The sequence below is a fragment of the Spiroplasma endosymbiont of Tiphia femorata genome (genome assembly GCF_964020225.1).
Lineage (GTDB): Bacteria > Bacillota_I > Bacilli_A > Mycoplasmatales > VBWQ01 > Spiroplasma_E.
The window spans coordinates 839288-860435 of the sequence record NZ_OZ026544.1 but is presented as its reverse complement, the minus strand read 5'-3'; the positions used below and the strand labels follow the sequence as shown (position 1 = coordinate 860435).

General features: G+C 23.6%; 22 protein-coding genes. 11 read left to right on the top strand and 11 right to left on the bottom strand.

All coding sequences use genetic code 4. From position 1 onward, the window contains the following. The first annotated feature begins 69 nt into the window (after window positions 1–69). Genes ligA through gatB form a run of 4 tightly spaced genes read left to right on the top strand, consistent with a single transcriptional unit; the run spans window position 70 to window position 5286 of the window. Window positions 70–2085, top strand: coding sequence for an NAD-dependent DNA ligase LigA (gene ligA / locus AACK83_RS05390; RefSeq protein ID WP_252319186.1), 2016 nt, complete (start codon window positions 70–72; stop codon window positions 2083–2085). After that, on the top strand, window positions 2078–2392 hold the full coding sequence (gene gatC / locus AACK83_RS05385) for an Asp-tRNA(Asn)/Glu-tRNA(Gln) amidotransferase subunit GatC (RefSeq protein ID WP_338959780.1): 315 nt from the start codon (window positions 2078–2080) through the stop codon (window positions 2390–2392). The genes ligA and gatC overlap by 8 nt, the downstream gene beginning before the upstream one ends. Continuing rightward, entirely contained in the window at window positions 2382–3854 is a 1473-nt protein-coding gene (locus tag AACK83_RS05380) for an amidase family protein (protein WP_338959777.1), read from the top strand. Before gatC ends, AACK83_RS05380 begins: the two co-directional genes overlap by 11 nt. Further along, window positions 3847–5286: an Asp-tRNA(Asn)/Glu-tRNA(Gln) amidotransferase subunit GatB gene (gatB, locus tag AACK83_RS05375; protein WP_338959774.1), complete on the top strand. Its 1440-nt coding sequence runs from the start codon at window positions 3847–3849 to the stop codon at window positions 5284–5286. Before AACK83_RS05380 ends, gatB begins: the two co-directional genes overlap by 8 nt. A 201-nt stretch (window positions 5287–5487) precedes the next feature. Here gatB and AACK83_RS05370 read toward each other — a convergent pair whose 3' ends face one another. The 4 genes from AACK83_RS05370 to AACK83_RS05355 all read right to left on the bottom strand — a co-directional run bounded on the left by AACK83_RS05370 (window position 5488) and on the right by AACK83_RS05355 (window position 8261). Next, window positions 5488–5865 carry a hypothetical protein gene (locus tag AACK83_RS05370; protein WP_338959772.1) on the bottom strand — a complete coding sequence of 126 codons (378 nt, stop codon included), beginning with the start codon at window positions 5863–5865 and terminating at the stop codon, window positions 5488–5490. Window positions 5866–5879: 14 nt separating this feature from the next. After that, window positions 5880–6398, bottom strand: coding sequence for a hypothetical protein (locus AACK83_RS05365; protein WP_338959769.1), 519 nt, complete (start codon window positions 6396–6398; stop codon window positions 5880–5882). A 118-nt stretch (window positions 6399–6516) separates the two neighbouring features. Further along, entirely contained in the window at window positions 6517–7119 is a 603-nt protein-coding gene (locus AACK83_RS05360; protein ID WP_338959766.1) for a hypothetical protein, read from the bottom strand. Between the two features lie 296 nt (window positions 7120–7415). Further along, a complete protein-coding gene (locus AACK83_RS05355) occupies window positions 7416–8261 on the bottom strand; it encodes a TrkA family potassium uptake protein (protein WP_338959763.1) in 846 nt (281 codons plus the stop codon). A gap of 166 nt (window positions 8262–8427) precedes the next feature. On the opposite strand from AACK83_RS05355, the gene AACK83_RS05350 reads away from it, so the two are divergent. The 4 genes from AACK83_RS05350 to AACK83_RS05335 all read left to right on the top strand — a co-directional run bounded on the left by AACK83_RS05350 (window position 8428) and on the right by AACK83_RS05335 (window position 12904). Continuing rightward, window positions 8428–9915: a TrkH family potassium uptake protein gene (locus AACK83_RS05350; RefSeq protein ID WP_338959760.1), complete on the top strand. Its 1488-nt coding sequence runs from the start codon at window positions 8428–8430 to the stop codon at window positions 9913–9915. 21 nt (window positions 9916–9936) lie between these two features. Beyond that, window positions 9937–10791 (top strand): bifunctional 5,10-methylenetetrahydrofolate dehydrogenase/5,10-methenyltetrahydrofolate cyclohydrolase, encoded by an 855-nt coding sequence (locus AACK83_RS05345; RefSeq protein ID WP_338959758.1) that lies wholly within the window; start codon window positions 9937–9939, stop codon window positions 10789–10791. 13 nt (window positions 10792–10804) lie between these two features. Then, on the top strand, window positions 10805–11566 hold the full coding sequence (locus AACK83_RS05340) for a hypothetical protein (protein ID WP_338959756.1): 762 nt from the start codon (window positions 10805–10807) through the stop codon (window positions 11564–11566). A gap of 165 nt (window positions 11567–11731) precedes the next feature. Next, window positions 11732–12904 (top strand): hypothetical protein, encoded by a 1173-nt coding sequence (locus tag AACK83_RS05335; protein ID WP_338959754.1) that lies wholly within the window; start codon window positions 11732–11734, stop codon window positions 12902–12904. A gap of 196 nt (window positions 12905–13100) precedes the next feature. Here the strand turns inward: AACK83_RS05335 and AACK83_RS05330 are convergent, their stop codons facing one another. Together AACK83_RS05330 and AACK83_RS05325 are read right to left on the bottom strand one after the other, a co-directional pair. Then, entirely contained in the window at window positions 13101–14054 is a 954-nt protein-coding gene (locus AACK83_RS05330) for an Mbov_0401 family ICE element transposase-like protein (RefSeq protein ID WP_422397102.1), read from the bottom strand. Between the two features lie 7 nt (window positions 14055–14061). Continuing rightward, window positions 14062–14262, bottom strand: coding sequence for a hypothetical protein (locus AACK83_RS05325; protein ID WP_338959750.1), 201 nt, complete (start codon window positions 14260–14262; stop codon window positions 14062–14064). Window positions 14263–14335: 73 nt separating this feature from the next. On the opposite strand from AACK83_RS05325, the gene AACK83_RS05320 reads away from it, so the two are divergent. The 3 genes from AACK83_RS05320 to AACK83_RS05310 all read left to right on the top strand — a co-directional run bounded on the left by AACK83_RS05320 (window position 14336) and on the right by AACK83_RS05310 (window position 16470). After that, the gene (locus AACK83_RS05320; protein ID WP_338959747.1) at window positions 14336–14701 is read left to right on the top strand and encodes a hypothetical protein; all 366 of its coding nucleotides are present in this window, start codon (window positions 14336–14338) and stop codon (window positions 14699–14701) included. A 141-nt stretch (window positions 14702–14842) separates the two neighbouring features. Next, window positions 14843–16048, top strand: coding sequence for a hypothetical protein (locus AACK83_RS05315; protein WP_338959744.1), 1206 nt, complete (start codon window positions 14843–14845; stop codon window positions 16046–16048). Between the two features lie 143 nt (window positions 16049–16191). Continuing rightward, entirely contained in the window at window positions 16192–16470 is a 279-nt protein-coding gene (locus AACK83_RS05310) for a hypothetical protein (RefSeq protein WP_338959597.1), read from the top strand. Here the strand turns inward: AACK83_RS05310 and AACK83_RS05305 are convergent. From AACK83_RS05305 to AACK83_RS05285, 5 genes are all read right to left on the bottom strand, one after another. Then, window positions 16467–17795, bottom strand: a complete 1329-nt coding sequence (locus AACK83_RS05305) for a hypothetical protein (protein ID WP_338959742.1) — start codon at window positions 17793–17795, stop codon at window positions 16467–16469. The genes AACK83_RS05310 and AACK83_RS05305 overlap by 4 nt on opposite strands. Next, window positions 17746–18492 (bottom strand): hypothetical protein, encoded by a 747-nt coding sequence (locus tag AACK83_RS05300; RefSeq protein ID WP_338959739.1) that lies wholly within the window; start codon window positions 18490–18492, stop codon window positions 17746–17748. Before AACK83_RS05300 ends, AACK83_RS05305 begins: the two co-directional genes overlap by 50 nt. Window positions 18493–18779: 287 nt before the next feature. Next, the gene (locus AACK83_RS05295) at window positions 18780–19679 is read right to left on the bottom strand and encodes a hypothetical protein (RefSeq protein ID WP_338959737.1); all 900 of its coding nucleotides are present in this window, start codon (window positions 19677–19679) and stop codon (window positions 18780–18782) included. A 13-nt stretch (window positions 19680–19692) separates the two neighbouring features. Further along, window positions 19693–19815 carry a hypothetical protein gene (locus AACK83_RS05290; protein WP_338957828.1) on the bottom strand — a complete coding sequence of 41 codons (123 nt, stop codon included), beginning with the start codon at window positions 19813–19815 and terminating at the stop codon, window positions 19693–19695. A gap of 289 nt (window positions 19816–20104) precedes the next feature. Beyond that, complete coding sequence (locus tag AACK83_RS05285; RefSeq protein WP_338959735.1) at window positions 20105–21142, bottom strand: hypothetical protein; 1038 nt, start codon at window positions 21140–21142, stop codon at window positions 20105–20107. Between the last annotated feature and the right edge of the window lie 6 nt (window positions 21143–21148).

Below are 21148 nucleotides of genomic sequence, written 5' to 3'. Positions count from 1 at the left end.
CAATTAAAGTAATAATTCATTTATAATTAATTATGTCTTATTAACAAACCAATTAGGGGAGAAAGTAATATGAGTAACAAAAATAATGATATTAAAAATGAAATAATACAATTAAGAAACCAAATTAAACAATGAAATTATGAATATCATGTTTTAGATAAACCTACTGTTAGTGACGAACTTTATGATAGCGCCTATCATAGATTAATAAAATTAGAAGAACAATATCCCCAATTTAATAGTAATGATTCTCCAACTAAAACTGTTGGTAATAAACCACTTAATTCTTTAACAAAAATTTTTCACCAACAACCAATGCTAAGTTTGGGTAATGCCTTTAACTATGAAGATTTACTAAAATTTGATCAACAAATTAAAAAAACATTATCAGAAAATAACATTGAATATGTTTGTGAGCTAAAAATTGATGGTCTATCAATTTCTATAACTTATGAAAAAGGAAAAATAAAAACTGCTGCTACCAGAGGTGATGGTATTGCTGGTGAAGACATTACCAATAATATTTTGACAATTAAAACAATACCAAAAACAATACCAATTAATTCTAAATTAGAAGTAAGAGGAGAAATATATTTAAGTAAAGAAGAATTTAATCGCATTAATGAAAAACAACAACAACAAAACTTACCACTCTTTGCTAATCCTCGCAATGCTGCAGCCGGTACTATTCGCCAACTTGATATTAATATTGTTAATTCAAGAAAATTAGATGGTTTTCTTTACTATTATATTAATGCTACTAATGATAATATTAAAACCCATGAACAAGCATTATTTACCTTACAAAAATATGGTTTCAAAATTAATGAACAATGACAGTTATGTAAAAATATTGAAGAAGTATGAACTTATATTCAAAAATATGAAAAGTTAAGAAATACATTACCATATGAAATTGATGGTATTGTCATTAAAATTAATGATCTAACCAGTTATGATATGTTAGGAAGAACTAATAAGGCACCAAAATGAGCAATAGCTTATAAATTTCCTGCTGTTACTAGTGTTACTAAGCTTTTAGATATATTTCCAACTGTTGGTAGAACAGGAAAAATAACCTATAATGCTAGATTACAACCAGTGATAATTGCTGGTACTACCGTTACTTTTGCCACACTTCATAATGGTGATTATATTATTAATCGTGATTTACGTATTAATGATTTAGTAAGTGTTAAAAAAGCGGGTGATATTATTCCAGAAGTAATTGCCCCAATTATTAGTAATCGTCAAATAAACAATATTATTTTTAAAAAAGCTATCCATTGTCCAGTGTGTAAAACAAAATTGGAACAAGTTCCGCCAGAAGTTGATCAATTTTGCATTAATAGTGATTGTCCATCACGAATTCTTAAATCATTAATGCACTTCTGTTCAAGAAATGCTATGGATATTATTGGTTTAAATGAAAAAATATTATTACGTTTTTTAGATTTAAAATGAATTAAAACTATTAGTGATATTTACAATTTAGTTAATTTACGAAAAGAAATACTATCATTACCACGTTTTGGTGAAAAATCTTTCACTAATCTTGCTAATTCAATTATTCTATCAAAACAAAATTCCTTAGAAAGACTTTTATTCGGTTTGGGAATTCGCCATGTTGGCCAAAAAACAGCAATTATTCTTGCAAAAAAATATTTAACTTTAAATAACTTAATGGAAGCAACCTTTGATGATCTAGCTAATACTAATGAAATTGGTCCAACAATTGCTACTAGTGTTATTGATTATTTCCTTAATCCTACTAATCAACAACTAATTACTAACTTGCAAAACTTTAAACTTAACTTTAATTATTTACAAAAAAACCAATCACAAGTATTGAATGGTAAAACTTTTGTCTTAACAGGAACTTTAACTAAAAGTCGTAACGAATTCATTCAATTATTAAATAACTATGGTGCTAAAATTACCAATACTATTAGTAATAATACTTCTTATTTAATTGTTGGAGAAAATCCAGGAAATAAATTAGCACAAGCACGCAAACTTAATGTTAAAATTATTAATGAAGAGCAATTACAAAATTTATTGAAAGAGGTAGCAAAAAATGGATAAAATTGAAAAGAAAATGACAACAAAAATGCTACATGAATTTGCTAACGAACTTATGTTCAATTTAAGCGAAGAACAATGTGAAAATCTTTTACTAGAATTTAAAGCTATTGAAAAACAAATGGAAATTGTGACAAATATTAATACAAATGATATTGAACCTTTAAATTACCCATTTCCTATTATTAATAATTTATTACGTTCCGATAATGTTGGAACTCATTTAACATCTAAAACTGTTTTAAATATTGCTCCAGAAGTTGAAAATAATTACATTAGTATTAATCAGGTGATTAATCATGAAAATTAATTACCACCAACTTTCAATTCGTCAACTTCATGAATTATTAAAAACAAAAATATTTACTCCAGATCAATTAACTAAATTAGTATACAAACGATTAGAACAATTCAAAAAATTAAATGCTGTTGTTACTTCACTGGAACAAAATGCCATTAAACAAACAAAATCAATTACTGAACAAGAAATTAATGATAATTTATTAGCAGCAATTCCATTTGTAATGAAAGATAATATTGCTACTATTAATTTCTTAACAACAGGTTCATCAAAAATTCTTGCTAATTTTATTCCTAATTATGACAGTACTGTTAATATGTTATTAACAAATAATAAAGCCATTAATATAGCTAAAACTGCTCTTGATGAACTAGGAATGGGTGGAGATGGTTTATATGCAGCTACTGGTCATGTCTTAAACCCTTGGAATTTAAAACATATCACTGGTGGTAGTTCTAGTGGCAGTGCAGCTTTAGTCGCTGCTGGAATTGTACCATTTGCTTTAGGAACAGATACTGGTGATTCAATACGTAAACCTGCCGCTTATTGTGGTATTGTTGGTTTTAAACCAACATATGGTTTAATTTCAAGAAATGGTGTTTTTCCTTATGCTCCAAGTTTAGAAACAGTTGGTATATTTACTAATCATGTCGAAGATATTGCCATTGTCTTGGATAGTATTGCTTTATTTGATGAACAAGACTTTACTAGTGTTCAAAGTAAAGAAAAAGATTATACTCAAAACTTAAATCAAAATATAGAAGGTAAAAATATTGCTATTTTAAATTATAATGATTATCAGTGAAATGATATAGTTAAATCTAGTTTTGATGAAGCAATAAAGCATTTAACTGATGGTGGTGCAAAAGTTCAACAAATTGAATTTAATAAAGAATTATTACAATCTTTATTACCAGTTTATATGATTATTTCTTTTGCTGAAGCAACTAGTTGCCACGCAAATCTAACTGGTATTAATTTTGGTGTTCGTAAAAATGGTAAAAATTATCAAGAAGTTATGACAAATTCACGAACATTTGGTTTCGGTGATATGGTAAAACGCAGATACATTATTGGTGCATATGCTTTATCTGAAAATCATCAAGAAGAATTATTTAACAAAGCTAAAAAAGTAAGAAGATTAATTGTTGAACATTTAAATACTATCTTTAAAAAATATGATGCTTTCATTATTATGCCAAATATTAATCCAGCTCCAAAAATTAAAGATGTATTAGAACAAAAAAAAGTTATTAAAAGTGAACATGATTATTTAGAAGATTTACTACTACTTTCTAATTTAAATGGTGGACCAAGCATTAATATTCCATTAACTACTGTTAATGGTTTACCGATTGGTTTTAATATTAATGGTGCACCTTTCAATGATCAAGTTATATTGAATATTGCTTCATTTTTAAGTAAAAAAATTAATTTTAATAATAAACTACTAGGTGATGATCATGAATAATAAATATGATGTTGTAATGGGTATTGAAATCCACTGTGAATTAAAAACTAAAACTAAATGTTTTTCCAACGCCGCCAATACTTTTGGTCAAAAACCAAATACTCAAATTAATGCCATTGATTGCGGATATCCAGGAACATTACCAACAGTTAATCAAGCTGTTATTATAATGGCAATTCAAACATGTACTGCTTTAAAAATGAATATTGATCCACTCTTACGTTTTGATCGAAAAAGTTATTTTTATCCCGATTTACCTAAAGGTTATCAAATCACACAATTTTTTCATCCAATTGGCACAAATGGTGAATTACCAATAGTTGTAAATAATGAAGAATTTATTGTTAGTTTTGAACGCTTACATATTGAAGAAGATACAGCAAAACAAATTCATAATAATAAAAAAACATTATTAGACTATAATCGAGCGGGAATTCCCTTATTGGAAATTGTTACTAAGCCAATTTTTAACACAAGTGAACAAGTAGTAGCATATATTAATACTCTACGTCAATTATTAATTCATTTACAAGTTAGTGATGCTAAAATGAATGAAGGCTCATTACGATGTGATATTAATATATCGGTAAAACCACATGGTAGTGATATTTTAGGTACCAAAGTTGAAATTAAAAACTTAAATTCTACACATAATATTACTTTAGCAATAAATGATGAAATTAATCGTCAAACTAATATTTTAAATAAAAAACAAAAAATTAATCTTGAAACTAGAAGATTTGATGAAAAAACTAATAAAACCGTTAGCATGCGTAGCAAAGAAAATAAAATTGATTATAAATATTTTCCTGAACCAAATATTTTTCCAATTCAACTAGATGAAAAATGAATCAAAATGATTGCTAAAAATCTTCCTGAATTGCCTAAAGAAATAATGGAAAGATTAAAAAAACAATATAATCTACCAACAAAAGATATTAATTTATTAATTGACAAAGTAGAAATATTAACTATTTTTGAACAAACAGTTGCCATTAATAATTTAGCATTACCTACCTTTAATTATTTAGTAGGTCCTGTGCAAGCTTATTGTAATACTAATAACACTACTATTAAAAACAGCGAACTTACTGCTAATAATCTATCACAATTAGTTAGTCTGGTTTATGAGCAAAAAATTAATGATAAACAAAGTAAACAGTTATTAAATGCAATTATGATTAATAGTGAAAAAAGCCCTACCGATCTTATTAGAACATTAGGTATTACTTTAGTAAGTGATAGTAATGATTTAGAAAAAATATTAATCACAATTTTAAAAGCAAATGAAAACATGATTACTATTTATAAAGTCAATCCAGAAAAAGCAATGAAATTTTTTATGGGTCAATTAATGAAACTAACTAAAGGACAAGCAAATCCACAAGTTTCTAAAGAAATATTAAAAAAATTGATTGAAAACTATAATTAGTTTCAATCAATTTTTAATTAAGAATTTTTATATTATACTTTGAATATTTTTATTATCAATTTTATATACTAATATTTTATTTAAAATCTACATTTTCAATTAAATTTCCTTAAATTACTAAATCATCATTTGTCTTATTAACAATTAATGAATATTTTAATAAAATATTTATTTTTATTCTTTTAAGTAACTTTCTTAATTTTAATTAAAATTACTTGTTGGTCTTAAAAATTGTAATGACATTGTTAAATTATTAACTAATGTTTTATTTGTCAATTCTGGTTTATTTAATTGGATAGTTATTGTTTGATTATTAATATTTCTTTGATTCAAATTTGATTCATTATTTTTTTGTTGTAATGTTTGCATTTGAACATGTAATTCATATTGCTTAATTTCTAAATTAGTAATTTGTTTTTCTAAAGATGCTATTTTAAAATTTGCTTTTTTTGGTATTTCTAAAAGAACTTTAAAATTAGTAAGTTTATTATTTTGATAATCAGCTTTTAATTCTTTTTCTAATTTATCTTTAATATCTTTAATATTTTCTTTTAATTTTGTCTTTTGATTTTCTATCAAGATATTTTTTTGTTTTAACTTCTGCTGTTGTTTTTGTAAAATTTTATGTCCCTATCAAAAATTTCTTTTCATAAAAGTTTTATTTTACTATTTAAAGTTAGTAAATCGCTTTCTGTTTCTATCAATTTACTATTAAAATAAGATCTAAATCTTAATACTTTCAATAAAATTTTCTTTAAATGTTTTTTAGAAAAATCATCTTTTTCAATTTGTTTATTAATAAATAAATTTAATACTTTTATTTTTTTGAAATATTTTTCATTTATTATTAAATGAAAAATATCTTTATTTTTTTTAAAATTAATAAAATCTTCAAGTATTTTTGGTAAAAAAACCTCTTTTAAAGTAGTTAATTGAAAATTATATGAATAATTATTTATTTCATCATTTAATTCTAAGATTAAGGAATTTGTTCAATCTTCAATAATTTTAAGTGAATCAAATTTCCCTTTTAGAATTGGTATTTTTTTATCCAAACATTTTATTTTATATTGTGTTCATTTATTACTAAAAAAATAAATATAATTGTCCATTGTTCTTCATCCTTTACATAAAATTATTATTTTAAATACTAAATAAATAAATTTTCCTTAATTTAGTAAATTATTAAATATTAATAGAATTTACTTATACTTTTGATATTTTTTCCTTTTAAATACTATTACTAATTACTTTACCATTGACATTAGAAAATATCTTATTTTCTGACATGTCTAAAATGATATCAATAATCTCGGGCGTTTTAGGTACCTCTGGTCTTTCAAACATATTAGTTTCAATGTTATTAATACCATTAGATAAATCTTTAACGTTAAATATATCTGCCTTGTGTACTATTTCTTGTTCTTCATTACTTTGAGTTACTGGCATTGGTACGATGTTAGAAAGCATTATCTTATCATCAACTTTTTGCTTTACTATTACTGTCGCATATTTTGTTTTAATGTCTTTTGAATTTTTGCAAATTTGAGTATCATCTCACTCTATAGGAATTTGAATATGTTCTCTCATTTTTTCTTTATTTTTTTGACATCATCTGTAATAATATTCTCGTTTTCTTGCTTTCACTTCTGACTTTTGATTATATTCTCGTTTTCTTGCTTTCACTTCGGGTCTTTGATAATATTCTCGTATTTTTTCTTTATTTTTTTTGACATCATCTGTGATTATATTCTCGTATTTTTTCTTTATTTTTTTGAGACCATCTTTGATAAGATTCTCGTTTTCTTGCTTTCACTTCAGGCCTTTGATCATATTTTAATTTTTTAGTTCCAACCTCAGGTTTTTGGTTATGTTTCCGTATTCTTTCTTTGCTGAAATTTTTTTGATTAATTTGAATTATTTCAAAAATTTGTTCTATTTTTTTAATTAGTACTTTCTTATTTTTTTCCATTGTATACATAATATTTTCCTTTCAAAAAATAAAAAACCTATTTACTTTAAAAAATAAAGCAATCGGTTAAAAACTTATATTTAAATTAAAATATATAAATTTTATTACAATGATAATACATTAATATTTCTAAAAATAAAAAACAATTTTCTTATAATTAATTTTTTTTATTAGTGTTTTTTTCTTTCTTAACTTCCTTTTTCTTTAATTTTTTATTTTTTTTCTTTTTCTTATTTCTTCTGAATCAATTTCAAAATGAACGCTTTTTCTTTACCGCTTTAATAATAGTAGGCTCAAATATTTTATTAGTATCACCAATTGAAAAATCATTACAAACAGAATTAATATTTTCATTAGAACTAATAAATAATAGTTCATCATTTAACATTAATATTTCATTTCTACTAGGAATAATAACTTTACCATGACGTTTAATTGCAACTAAGTTAATTTTATAATTGCTAGGAATTTTTAAAGTTTCTAGTTTTTTATTTGTAAACTTAGTATTTTTAACAATTACATTAGCTATTGAGTACTTTTCATCAACTGTAGTTAAATCTACTCCTAATTTTCAAATAGCACGATATGCAGCTTTCTTACCAGCTTCTGTTTCAGATAAAATAATATTAGTAATACCAATTGCTTCTAAAATTAGTTGGTGAGTACTATCAACAGCTTTAGCAATAAGATTAAGTGATGATAATGTATTGTGTTCACGATGAATTGCTAAAACATGAACAGCAGTAACAATTGAAGCTGCTAAATCAGAACCAATAGCAATAATAATATTTTGCACTTTGTGAATTCCGGCATCATCTAATGCATCACGATTAGTTGAATCTAAAATTAAAGTTTCAGAAGCTATTGATGAAACTAATTGACAACGGTCTTCTCTTTTATCAATAGCTAATGTAACTTTACCTAATTCTTCTAAAGTTTTAACAACTGAAATTCCGAATTTACCTAAACCAATGACACAAAAATCATTTTCTGATGAAGACATCTATATCCTTCTTCCTTAAATAATATTTACTTAAATATGTTATATTATACTAAATTATAAACTAATTCTTAAAATATTGGTATTTTAAATTTAAAACTAATATTTAATAGAAATGACTATAGTATAGTATAATAATAAAAGAAAATGTTATTTTAGGAGTTTTTTGATGCTATCTAAGGTTAATTATCGTAGTGTAAAAAATATTTTTAAAATTATTTTTGTTGGTAAAACTCGTCCCCGACAAATGTTTAATTTATATTTTTTCACTTTATTAGTTGGAACAATACTTTTAATGACACCAATTGCCACAACAAAAGGACAATGAAACTTTTTGCCTGCCCTTTTTACTGCTAGTAGTGCGTTTTCTGATACTGGTTTAACAGTAAAAAGCACTGCTAATGACTTTACTTTCTTTGGGCAATTTATTATTTTAATTTTAATTAAATTTGGTGGTATTGGTTTAATTACAGTTAAACTAGCAATATTATCCTTATTTGTATTTAATCGACATACTAGTTTAAGAGAAAGATTACTAATGCAAGGTGAACGTGGCTCTAATAAATTAGGAACGACTATTGATGTATTAAAAATTGGGATTATTGTTATGACAATTACTGAATTTTTGGGAGCAATTGTTTTATTTTTATATTTTTATTTTGTGCCTATCTCAGGAATAGAATATGGTCTAAACAATAATACAGGTTACTATAATCACATACTATTAGCATTATGATCGGGAATTTTCCACTCGATTTCTGCTGTTAATAATGCTGGTTTTGATATAGTTGGTATAACTTCATTAGAACCTTTTCAGAGTGATTATTTTGTGCAGTGAATTTTTATTATTGAATTTGTAATTGGTGGTATTGGTTTTCCTGTTTATTATGATTTATATCATTGAATTAAAAATAAAACTCATGGTAAAAAATTTAGATTTAGTTTATTTACTAAACTAACATTAATAACATATTTTTTAGTTGCGATATTGGGTGTTAGTAGTGTTATGTTTATTGAATATTTTTCACGTAATGTCATAACTCCATCAAGGCAAGAGCCCATTTTTAAAAATTTATCGACATCTGATGCAATTATGGCTGTTTTTTTTAATACAATGTCAACAAGAAATGCTGGATACTATACAGTTGACTTAAATAAATTTCACCTTGCCTCACAAATGATCCAATCATTAATGATGTGAATTGGTTCTTCACCAGCAAGTACTGCCGGAGGAATTAGAACGACAACTTTAGCAATCATTCTTTTAACAATTTTTAATATTGCCCGTGGCCGTAATGATGTTTTTGTATTCAAGCGTAAAATTCCTAATCAAACTGTTCGTATGTCATTTATAGTCGGCACACTTGGTTTTATTTTAGTTTTTGTATCAGTAATGATTATCACAATTGAAAATGTTTTTATAATAGATAATTCTGATATGACCTTTGCACAAGTAATTTTTGATGTTTCAAGTGCTTTTGGAACAACAGGACTTTCATTATTTGATAATTCCAAATTAGGTATTTTTAGTCAACTTAGTTTAATTTTTGTCATGTTTGTGGGACAATTAGGAGTATCAACTACTGTTCTTGCTTGAAGTGATCGTAAATCAAAACCAACGATAAGTAGAGTTGAAGAAAACGTATTAATTGGATAAATTAAGAAACGGTGAACACATATGATAAAAATTTTAGATGGTAAAATAATTGCCCAGCAAATTAAAGCAAAAATTAAAGCACAAGTAACAACTATTACTAATCGTAAACCTAAACTAGCAGTAATAATTATTGGTGAAGATTTAGCATCACAAATGTACGTACGAACTAAAATTAAAGCATGTCAAGAATGTGGTATTGATGGACAAGTATTTTCACTAACAACAACAGTAACACAAAAAGAAATAATTAATAAAATTGAACAATTAAATAGTGATAATAATATTGATGGAATTTTAGTACAATTACCACTACCAAAACATTTAGATACATTAGCAATTATTAATAGCATTACTATTAATAAAGATGTTGATGGTTTAACAAATATTAATGCCGGAAGATTATTACAAGGTGATAAAAAAGCAATGTTGCCTTGTACAGTAAAAGGTATTTTAAAATTACTAAATCACTATCAAATTCCCATTTCTAAACAAAATATTACTATCATTAACGATAGTAATATTGTTGGTAAACCATTGGCTTTATCATTAACTAATATGGGAGCAACTGTTAGCATTGTTCATAAATTAACTAAAGACTTAACTCTTTATACTAAAGAAGCTGATATCATTTGTAGTGCTACTGGTGTCTATAATATTATTAATAGTAGTCAAGTTAAACGTGATGTTGTTATTATTGATGTAGCAATTAATTATCAAGGTAAAGAAAAAAAAGTTGTTGGTGATATTAATTTTGAAATAATGAAAAATACTGCTTCAGCAATTACTCCTGTGCCTGGTGGTGTTGGACCAATGACTATTGCCATGTTATTAGAAAATTTAATGATTTGCTATCAATTAAATAATAAATATAATTAAATTGGAAAATTAAATGTTAAAGAAAAATTGGATTAAAAAAAGATTAAATAATATTGAAAAAAATAATTTAGAATTATTAAAATTTAAGTTTTTAAAAGAAACTATTTCAACAAATAGTGTTTATTTTGATAGTCCTTTACATTTTTTAAAACCAGAAAATTATTCAGATTATCAAATACATAATGAAAATAATACTATTATTTTTAAAATAGAAGTTAATATACAAAAATTATATGATGATTGAATAAAAGGAATGAATAATTTTGCTTGAGATTATATTTTAAGTAAAAAATATATAAATATTAACACTGAATATAATTTAAAAACTAATGAGTTTATTAATAAAATTAATCAAAACTTATTTCTTTTAAAAAATAATTTAATATCAAAAAATAATATTTACGTTGTAAAAGTTTGAACCTCAAAAATAGTAAAAAATAATTTCAATATTTCTTCCTTTGAAAAAGATTGAGAAGAATTTAACGATGTTGGATATTGATGAATAGATAAAGATACTTTAAATAAAGAAGTTTCTTTAAATGAAAAATTACGTTTTACTTTTAGAAATTCATCAGATTCTTTAATAAAAGAACTATTATTTAAAGGAAATCATGAAATTACAATAAAATATGTTGAAACTGAAACTGAAATTACTACTAAAGGTTATAAATATAAAAATTCTAATTGATGAAAAAGAAATTGATCATGATTTATTTCAATATTTATTTCAATTTTAACCCTTTTATTTACAATCATATTTAACTTTTTAAATTAATATAAAACATTAAAGTTCTAAATCAAAAAATAAATCATATTGTATGCAAAAATTATAAAATTTGTTATAAAAATAATCATAAACTAAACTTATAGTTTTAACTCATTACTTTATTTTTAAAGTATGTGGGTTTTTTATTTTTTTAAAAGAAAGAGTACAAAAATTATGAAATATTTTAATCCAAACTATTGATTTAAACTATGATTATTAATCACACTAGTTTTTAATAATCAACTACAAAATACTAATGCTAAAACAATTTATAATAAAGAAACTATTAAAGATTGAAAACCTAAAAATATATCTATTGCAGATTGTACACAATCTAATGATCAAGACATTACTTGTATTCATGAAGCAGGACATACAACAATTATTTTAGATTCTAAATTTAAAAACAAATTTCAAAAGTTAGAATCTATCACTTCAGATTTCCAATACCTTGGAAGAACAATATCTGATCAGTTTATACCTTTAAATCAAATTAAAAATATAAGTGATAATGACTTATATACCTTATTACGAATTGATTTAGCTGGATTTGCCGCTGAATCTATGTTTTTTGATAGTAACCCTTTAAAATATATTATTGGACAAGCAAGAATTATGGATTCAAGTGACTTACAAGACTATCACAATATTTATCAAGAAGAGTTTGAAGTTAGAAAATTAAAACCCTACAATGAAGAACCTTTAAATTTTATAGGTAAACAATTAAATGAAACAAGAAAAATAATAAATAATAAACCAGAATTTGAAAAAATTCTTAAAACATGTTGTCTAATAAACTACGTTAATAAAGAACACACTGATTATATTTTAAATCATAAAGAAATACCTATTCCACTATTTAAAAAAGATGAAATTAAAAGTTTTACAAAAGAACAAATAGTAACTTTTACTGAAAAACAAATAACAACATTCACTACTGAACAAATACCATATTTCACAGAAAATCAAATTCAAGCATTTACACAAGAACAAATGCAAAGTTTTACAATAGAACAAATAAAAGTATTTACTGAAAAACAAATAACAACATTCACTACTGAACAAATACCATATTTCACAGAAAATCAAATTCAAGCATTTACACAAGAACAAATGCAAAGTTTTACAATAGAACAAATAAAAGTATTTACTGAAAAACAAATACAAGCATTTACACAAGAACAAATTCCATATTTCTCAATAAAACAAATAACATCTTTTACAAGTAAACAAATACAAGTACTCACAATTAAACAAATACGATCATTAATTCCAATTCAAATTCCATCATTTACTAAAGTACAAATCCAAGCACTCTATTTGGGAGCATACCGATGTTGTCAATAATATTCAAATTTGTCTTTAAATTATAAGTTTAGACGAGAATAATTTAGACTTCAATATGCAATTGTAAGTTAATCTTAACACTTCAAAAATATTAGTCAACAATAATACTTACTTTTATAACTCAAAAATTCTTATTAAAGTTTTCTTTAATAAGTTTTATTTTATTTTTATTTATTTTTTAAATTTAAGTTTTAATTTATAATAACTGGATAATTGTATTTATTTGATAACATTTAAAATTAACCATTTTTGTATACATATCAATGTTATAAGTTCTATCACCAATCATATGCTTTAAAATTTGTTTAATATTAGTTTCAGTAAAGCAACCAATATTTTCAACTAATGCTTGGTTTAATACACCATCTTTTGCATTAATAAAATAACCAACTTTTAATTTTTTATATTGTAAAGTTAATGATTGTAAAAAATCAATTAATTCATAATATTGACCTTTGGCAAATAAATTTATTGCATTTTGATAGTGTAATTTAGCAATTTGATTTTTTCTTCTTCCTGCCATTATACCAAGAAATAAAACATGAAAAGCATGAAATTTATCTAAAATAAATTTAGCATTTAAAATTGTAGCAGTTTTTCTAATTCATTTTGCACTATCTCCACAAACTATTAAATTTGCTTGGTCAAAGTTTTCAAAAAATAAATTACCATATTTTTCTATTAATTTTGCGGTTTTTTCAGCACCAATTTCTGTTTTTGAAACTCTTATTTTACATACAGCTCTTTTATTAATTAATTTTCCATTTTTCTTTTTACCAGTACACATTACTATTAATCTCATCGAACATTTTTTACAATTTTTAGTATTGTGTTTTTCATTAAACTTAAATTTTCGATGACCATCATCAATATTTACATATAAATTTTGATTTGGTTGTAATGGTATTTTGGGAATATTTGCTTTTGGTAATTCAAATTTTTGATATGTTCTACAAACTGTACTATTACTTATTAAATCTTCAATAAAAGTATCACAAACATCACGATACTTTTTACCATCAGCAAAATATTTTAAAATTTGTTTAATAACGTTAGGTGCAAGTTTACTATATTTTTTAACACCAAGATAATTATCTAATAATGATACGTACTCCATTTTTTGTGTTTTTGTGTTATAATGTGTACAAATACGTCGTTTATAAGTTAATAAACCTTTTTTTTGCTTTTAATTTTCGTTGTCTAAATCTATATGATTTATATTCAGATTTATCACATATACTTCATAAATAATCATCTATTTTTGCAAATAATTCTTCTGTTTGTTTTAAACTTAATTCATCTTGATTAAAATCATGTTTGTCTCAATCAAAATGATTTGCGAATGGTAATATAAACATTTTTAATGTTCCTTTCTAATTTTTGTTTGTTAATAATTTAAGTTTAATTTTTTTTAAAAAATAAGGAGTAAATATGGCTTTTATTAGTAGTTATGGACAATTAAATAAAAAATATAATCTTAATTTTAGTGATAATAATTATGGTTTTAGTTGAGATATTTTTAAAGAATTTGTTGGTGATGAATGAGCAGAATATTTTACTACTAATTGTTTTTATCGTTTTGTTCCAACAGCACGTGGAACAAGAAAAACTTGAAACTGTTTAGCATTTGATTTATTTATATGTTGTAATTTTAGAGATAGTAGTGTTCAAGAAGTAAGAAGATATGAAAATACTCATAGTGAAACTACAATTGGTGCTTTAATGAATGTTTGTCAAGTTTTATTAGATACATATAATATTAATTTATTACCTAATAATCCACATGGCATTAAATAAAAAATTACTAAGGATGGGGGATGTATTATCTTTCCAAGTAATCAACAAATTGACTTTATTGGTTATGCTAATGGTAATAAGATTTTTGGAAAAGAAGCAGGTGGGTCAAGTTTTTTAGGTTCAAGAACAGATGAAATTATTATGGCAGAAGAAAAAGAAACATTAACTGAAAAACAATTAACATATCGATATGAACGTTTACAAAACTCTATGTTTAGAAGTAATCGTATTAAAGTATCAAATAAACCTATTAAAGAGTGAAGTTGAACATTTATTGATAAAAATATATATAGTTCTACCTTTGGACAAAAGATTACTCGTTATTTTTATAAAAGTTTTTTCATTACTTTTACATGTAATCCTTATGATAAATATCATCCATTTTATTTAAAATACTGTACACCATTTTTACCATTAAATGATGAAGTCATGAAAAATCTTAAAAAAGTTGGTAAAGTTTATTATGAAAATAAAGATATGTTTAGTGGTTTAGGTTTATTTGTTTTAAGATTTACTATTCAACCATTTTGAAATAAATTACCTGACATTCAACAAAGAACATTATTAGAAATGGAAAAAAGTAATCCAGATGAATATAATACTGTTTATTATGGTTTTGAATTTTTAGATAGCGATGCAACAATTTTCCCATTTCAAAAAACAGTAAAATATTGACAATCATATGATTTAAAACAATTTTATAATCAAGAAAAAGAAATGTATAAATTTGATTTTTATAGTGTTGGTATTGATTGAGCTACGGGACCAAAAGACCATACTGTATTTATGGTAGTTGGTTTTAAAGAATATAATAATACTGGTTATTATGATGCTTATATTATTTGTGAATTAGTAGTTACTCCAAATGATTTTATAAATGAAAATGAAAAAATTAATGCTTATGTTAATGAAATTTTAGGATTAATGGATAATTTTGAAAATTTTGAACAAGCAATTTATTTTTATGATGATAAAGCAAGAACAGCAATGGATTGATTAAATCAAAAATTAATTGATGAACACAATACTATTTTAATAACACAAACCGCTATTAAACATGCTTCAAATTTAAATCAAGAAGCCGGATTAACTAATAGAGTAGTTTGAATGAGAAATATTATGAGTTATGGAAACTTTTATGCAAATAAAGATGATTTACCAAAAACAACTCAATGTTTAGAAGAATTACGTTATGACCAAACCAAAACTAACATTCCTGACAAAAATATGTATCAAGACCCTTATGATGCATTATTTTATGCATTATATCCATATAAAAATGTAATTAGGGGTAAAAATAATGCTACTGTAAAAAAAGTATCTTCACATTTGCAATATAATAAATAAGCGCAATACAATTAATAGTATAGGTATCAAAAAATAAACACCTTTAATTTAGGCGTTATTTTGCTTTTAAAAGCATACTTGTAAAAATAATCAAAAATAGTACAATTTAAAAGTAAAATCAAGGAAAAAAGGAGATATTTATTATGAAAACATGAATAAAAACAAATTTTCAAAAAATATCATTATCATTTGCTGTAATAACTGGTGTTACCGGTTTAATCTTAGGAATAGTTTCATATAATAAAAATAATCAATTAACATATTTTTATGATTACGACCATGAAGCACACTGGGGGGCAACTATTTGAGCAAGACCAGTAAGTAATAAACATAAAATTACTCTTTACTGAGCATCAAATAAATTAACTGATGATGCAGTAAAATGAGATGGTATTTATCCAGATGGATATTTTGATAATTAAATTTCTAAATTTATATAAGAAATATTTTCATTATATTTATCAAATAAATTAATATTATTTAAATTTATTTCTTGTTTATTTGTTACTAAAATTAAATCATAATTACCAGCACCAAATAGTCCGCTAACTTCAATTCGATTTAAGTTATTAATTGGATTTTCAATTTGTAATTCAAATTCACTATTATTGTCAATTTGTAAAACTTCTTTATAAAATTCTAATTTAGAAAATAATTGTGATTTATTTGAACCATATAAATTTAAAGCATTTTCGGTTTTATTTTTATTAATAATTAATCTTGTAAAATATTTTCCATATTCACCATTACCTAATGTTCAATCTGCCGGAATTAATGATGGTATATTATTGCTTTCTAATTCATTAGTTATGGATAGTCAGTTAAATTGATTATCATCTAATTTCAATAATTCATTTTGACTAATGTCATTGTTTTTTAGTTTAATGTTATTGATATCTGTAAAATCAAAATATGCAGATTTTAATACTACTTTTATATCTTTAAATTCTCAAATCTTATCAGGTGTAGAATGTATAGGATTTGATTTTAATTCAAAATAATAAGGTAATAATAATTTATAGTCATCATTTAAACCGTTATTAATAGACATGGTTGAATAAATATTTTTTGATAGCATTATAACTATTTGTTTTAATATTTTAACTTGTGGTAAATTTGTATAGTTAGGATAATCTAATTCTCATTGTTTAAATAAATTAGTAATAACTTCATTTGGTTTTTGTCCTTCAAACTTAGCACGAATTTTATCTAAATCATTCATTTCTTTTAAAACATTACTTAATGATGCACCATCAAAGTTTCTATTATAAGTATATGTATAAGTTAACATATCTAATAATACTTTTTGTAAACTATCAATTGGTGGTCTATCTTTTATTTCTAGTTCAACATCATGAAATTTATTTGTTGTAGAAATAAATAAATTATAGTCACTTACTAAAAATCATGACTCTAATTTTTTATCTTTTAATTCTAGTTCATCAGATAATGGTCATACTTTTGAATTTTTAGAAACATCATAACCAATTTTAACATTAGTTACTCTTGCATTATTAATAATTTCTTTTCTTGTTTCTCTACCACCACCAATAGCAATTAAATCTAAAACTGATTTTTCTTGTCCTATAAATTGTTTTGCTAAATTTCAAGGTAATATTTGTTTACTAAATCATTGTTGTAATATTCTAACTTTTGGTTGAGTTTCAATAGGCATTGATAATAGCGGAAATGCTATCTTATCTTTGACAAATAACTTTGGGTATACCTCCAATATTGTCGACTTCACCAAGTACCTTTATATTGCCAAAAATCATGCTTCTAGGTGCTTTAATTTTTAAACCAATAACTTTGGTGTCTTTATCTAGTGGTTTTTGTAATTTAATAATAATTGGATAACCATCTCTTGTTTTAAAGTCTTTAATTTTAATAATAGTAATACTTTTAGTACTTCTAGTTTTTGGATTTTGATAAGGTTCTGAATAATTATTAACAATATATAAATTATCAATATTATTTTCAGTTAATGGTTCATTTATACTAACTGCATATAACTTAAATTGATTTAATAAATTTATTTCTTGAAATATTAAATTTTTAATATCAGTCATACTATATTCAATTGTATTGTCATTAATATTAGTACTTACTCTTTGATTTAATTGCATAGTAAAATAAGATGTTTCAACAGCAGTAGTTTTTAATACTTTATCAATATCAAGAAAACCTATTTTAATAGTATTTGCTGAAAATCTTAAACTATTATTTTCATTATTTTTAAATAAACGTTCAATTTCATAAATATAAATTTTTCTTTTTTTAAATTCATCGTATGCTCTATTAATATCAGGGTCACTAGTAGCACTCATCATATTAGTAAAATCATAAGGAATATTATCAATTAAATAATCATTTTCTATTTCTGCTTGATTAAGTTTAGTTTGTTTCTGTGGAAACTTCGTTTGTGGTTTGTTGTTGTTTTCCATTGTTTTCTCCTATTAATTGGTTATTTTCTGGATTAAATAATTTTAATTTAACTGTTAAGTTATTAATTTCTTGTTCATCATTAATATTAAATGTTTTACTATTTAATAAATCTTTATCTAAACGTACTAATATTTGAATAAATTTAAGAATATCAATATTAAATTGTCATAATTTTTGTTCAATATAATTAATAGTTGAAATATTTACCGCTGTACTTTCGGGAACCGATTGTTGTGCTGATTTCTTTTGACTTGGTATATGAATACCACAACGTTTAAATATTTCATTAATATTTCAATCATATATCAGTTAAATTTTTACCTTTAAAATTACTACTTGTCATATTAATATTTTCACTTTTTTCATTATTATCACCAGTAGTTTTTCAAATATAGTTGTTAGTAACTAATGTTCTTACGGCTTCATCCATTGTAGATTTAGCATTACCATAAGTTTGGTCAAAAATAAACTTTGGTGAATTTAAAATAGTATCTAAAACAATTTGTTCATAAATAACATCTAATGCTTTAATTTTATCCATTACTTTATTACAATCTGCTAACTCATTTGCTTTATTTCTCATAATTGCTATTGGAATATAATTAATATTTAATGTTTGTTCTTGTTCTAAATTAGGATTATTACTATATTCTTTAAAAGGTAAAGGAAATTGTTTTTTATTATCACTAATACTATAAATTGCACGATTAATAGTTACTTGTTCATTATTTAATTTATAAACTTCAAATAATCTTACTGTTTGTGCATTTTGTTGATAACTATCATAAAAAATAGTACATTGAATTAATTTACCAGTAATATCATAAATTCTTTGCTGTATATCTACTACTTGAAAATATAAATCATCATTAGCAATATAAATTAAATAACCACTAATTCCTAATTTGCTTAATTTAAAAATAGAATTTCAATTCTTTCTATAAAATTCTTGTTTAATTAAATATTGTTTAATAGTTTCATTATTAATATCCAATGGAGCATTATATAAATTAGCATTATTTTCAGCAACAAAATCAGTAAAATAAGTCTCATGATTAAAATCATTAAAACCAAAATAACTTAAAATAGAAGCATGTGTACTTTTATTTTCTAAAAAAATTAATTTAGATTTTTCTTCATTATTATTAATATTTGTTTTATCTTTTCTTGGTCAAAAAGGTTTCATTTTTTTCTCCTTTCTAAAATATTTGATTAATTTTTAAGACAATTTTTACTATAATAAATATAATTAAACCAGCAACAGCAGAAGATAATAAAACTCCAATTAAACTTAAAATAATTTTTATAATTTTTCAAATCATAATTTTATTCCTGTAATTCTTCTAATTTTCATGTATTACCTTTATCGCTACCTTTTAAAGAATAAATAGTAATAAATTTTGAGTGTTGTACTGATAAAACTAAGACATTAGTATTATTGTTAAAAACTTCTATTGGTACACCTGCTATTTTTGTATTAGTTATAATAAATTCTTTAATTGCAAAAACATTATTATATATATTTCAAGAATAATAAACTTTATATCTTTTATTAACTATAAAATCATAAGTAATTTGTCAATTATCTCATTTATTTTTTTTCTCTTATTCCTACTTCTTTTCAAATTGAAATATTGAAATGATTAAAAAGTTAAAACAAAAATTGCAAGAAATTTTAAACGATAATGACGTTTCAAAAAAGGAAACGTTAATGCAAGTAGAAAGTTTTAATAATTCTCATAAAATAGAAACAAAGAAAACAAATGTTAAAAAAAGAAAAAATAAGAAAAAAGACAACAAAAAAAATGAACATTTAAAATTTATCAATACTAATGAAACAGATAATTCAGAATCATCTACAACAAGTAGTTCAACGTCTTTACTTGAAAAAGATATTACTAAAATTAATGCTATTTTAGAAGAAAATGACATTAAAGAACAAAGTATAAAACAAGAAAATGATGCAAAAGAAGAAAAAACAGAAATTTTAAGTCAAGATCAAATTTTACAAGCAAAAATTAATCAATTATAACTACTATAAGCAGCATCATTTAAATCATATCCTGAAACTTTTAAACTACTTCCTAATTGATCTGATTGCACACGAATTGTATCATTAATATGCAAATTATTTTTTTGAGCAAATTCTTTATTAATAACTACCTGTTTTCAACTTGGAGTTTTATCTGGATTATTACTATCTCCTATTTGATAACCATCACTAATGATTAATTTATCAATACGAGCATCTTGATTATAAGTTAATATTTTTAAAATTCTAGGATTACTATTATTATCTAATTGCATAGTTCTGCCTTCAACACGATCTCATATAAATTCATTACCAGCATCATTTGCAATATTGTTAATATCAAAATCATTCTTTTCATCAACAGCAGTTGTTGATGTTGAGATTTTATTAGAAATAGTTTTTGGAGTAGTATTAGATAAATCAATAACAAAATCATGTAAATTAGATTTTGCAACTAATGTTGAATATTCATCAGAAATTCTTGCTAAACTTGTTTGCATTAATGAAAAAATAGTTGATGATAATAATACTAAAACAATTAAACCAACTAATTGAATTTTATTACGAAATGCTTGTTTAAACGCATTTTTAAAAAGCAAAAATGATTGTTTTTTCATATTCGT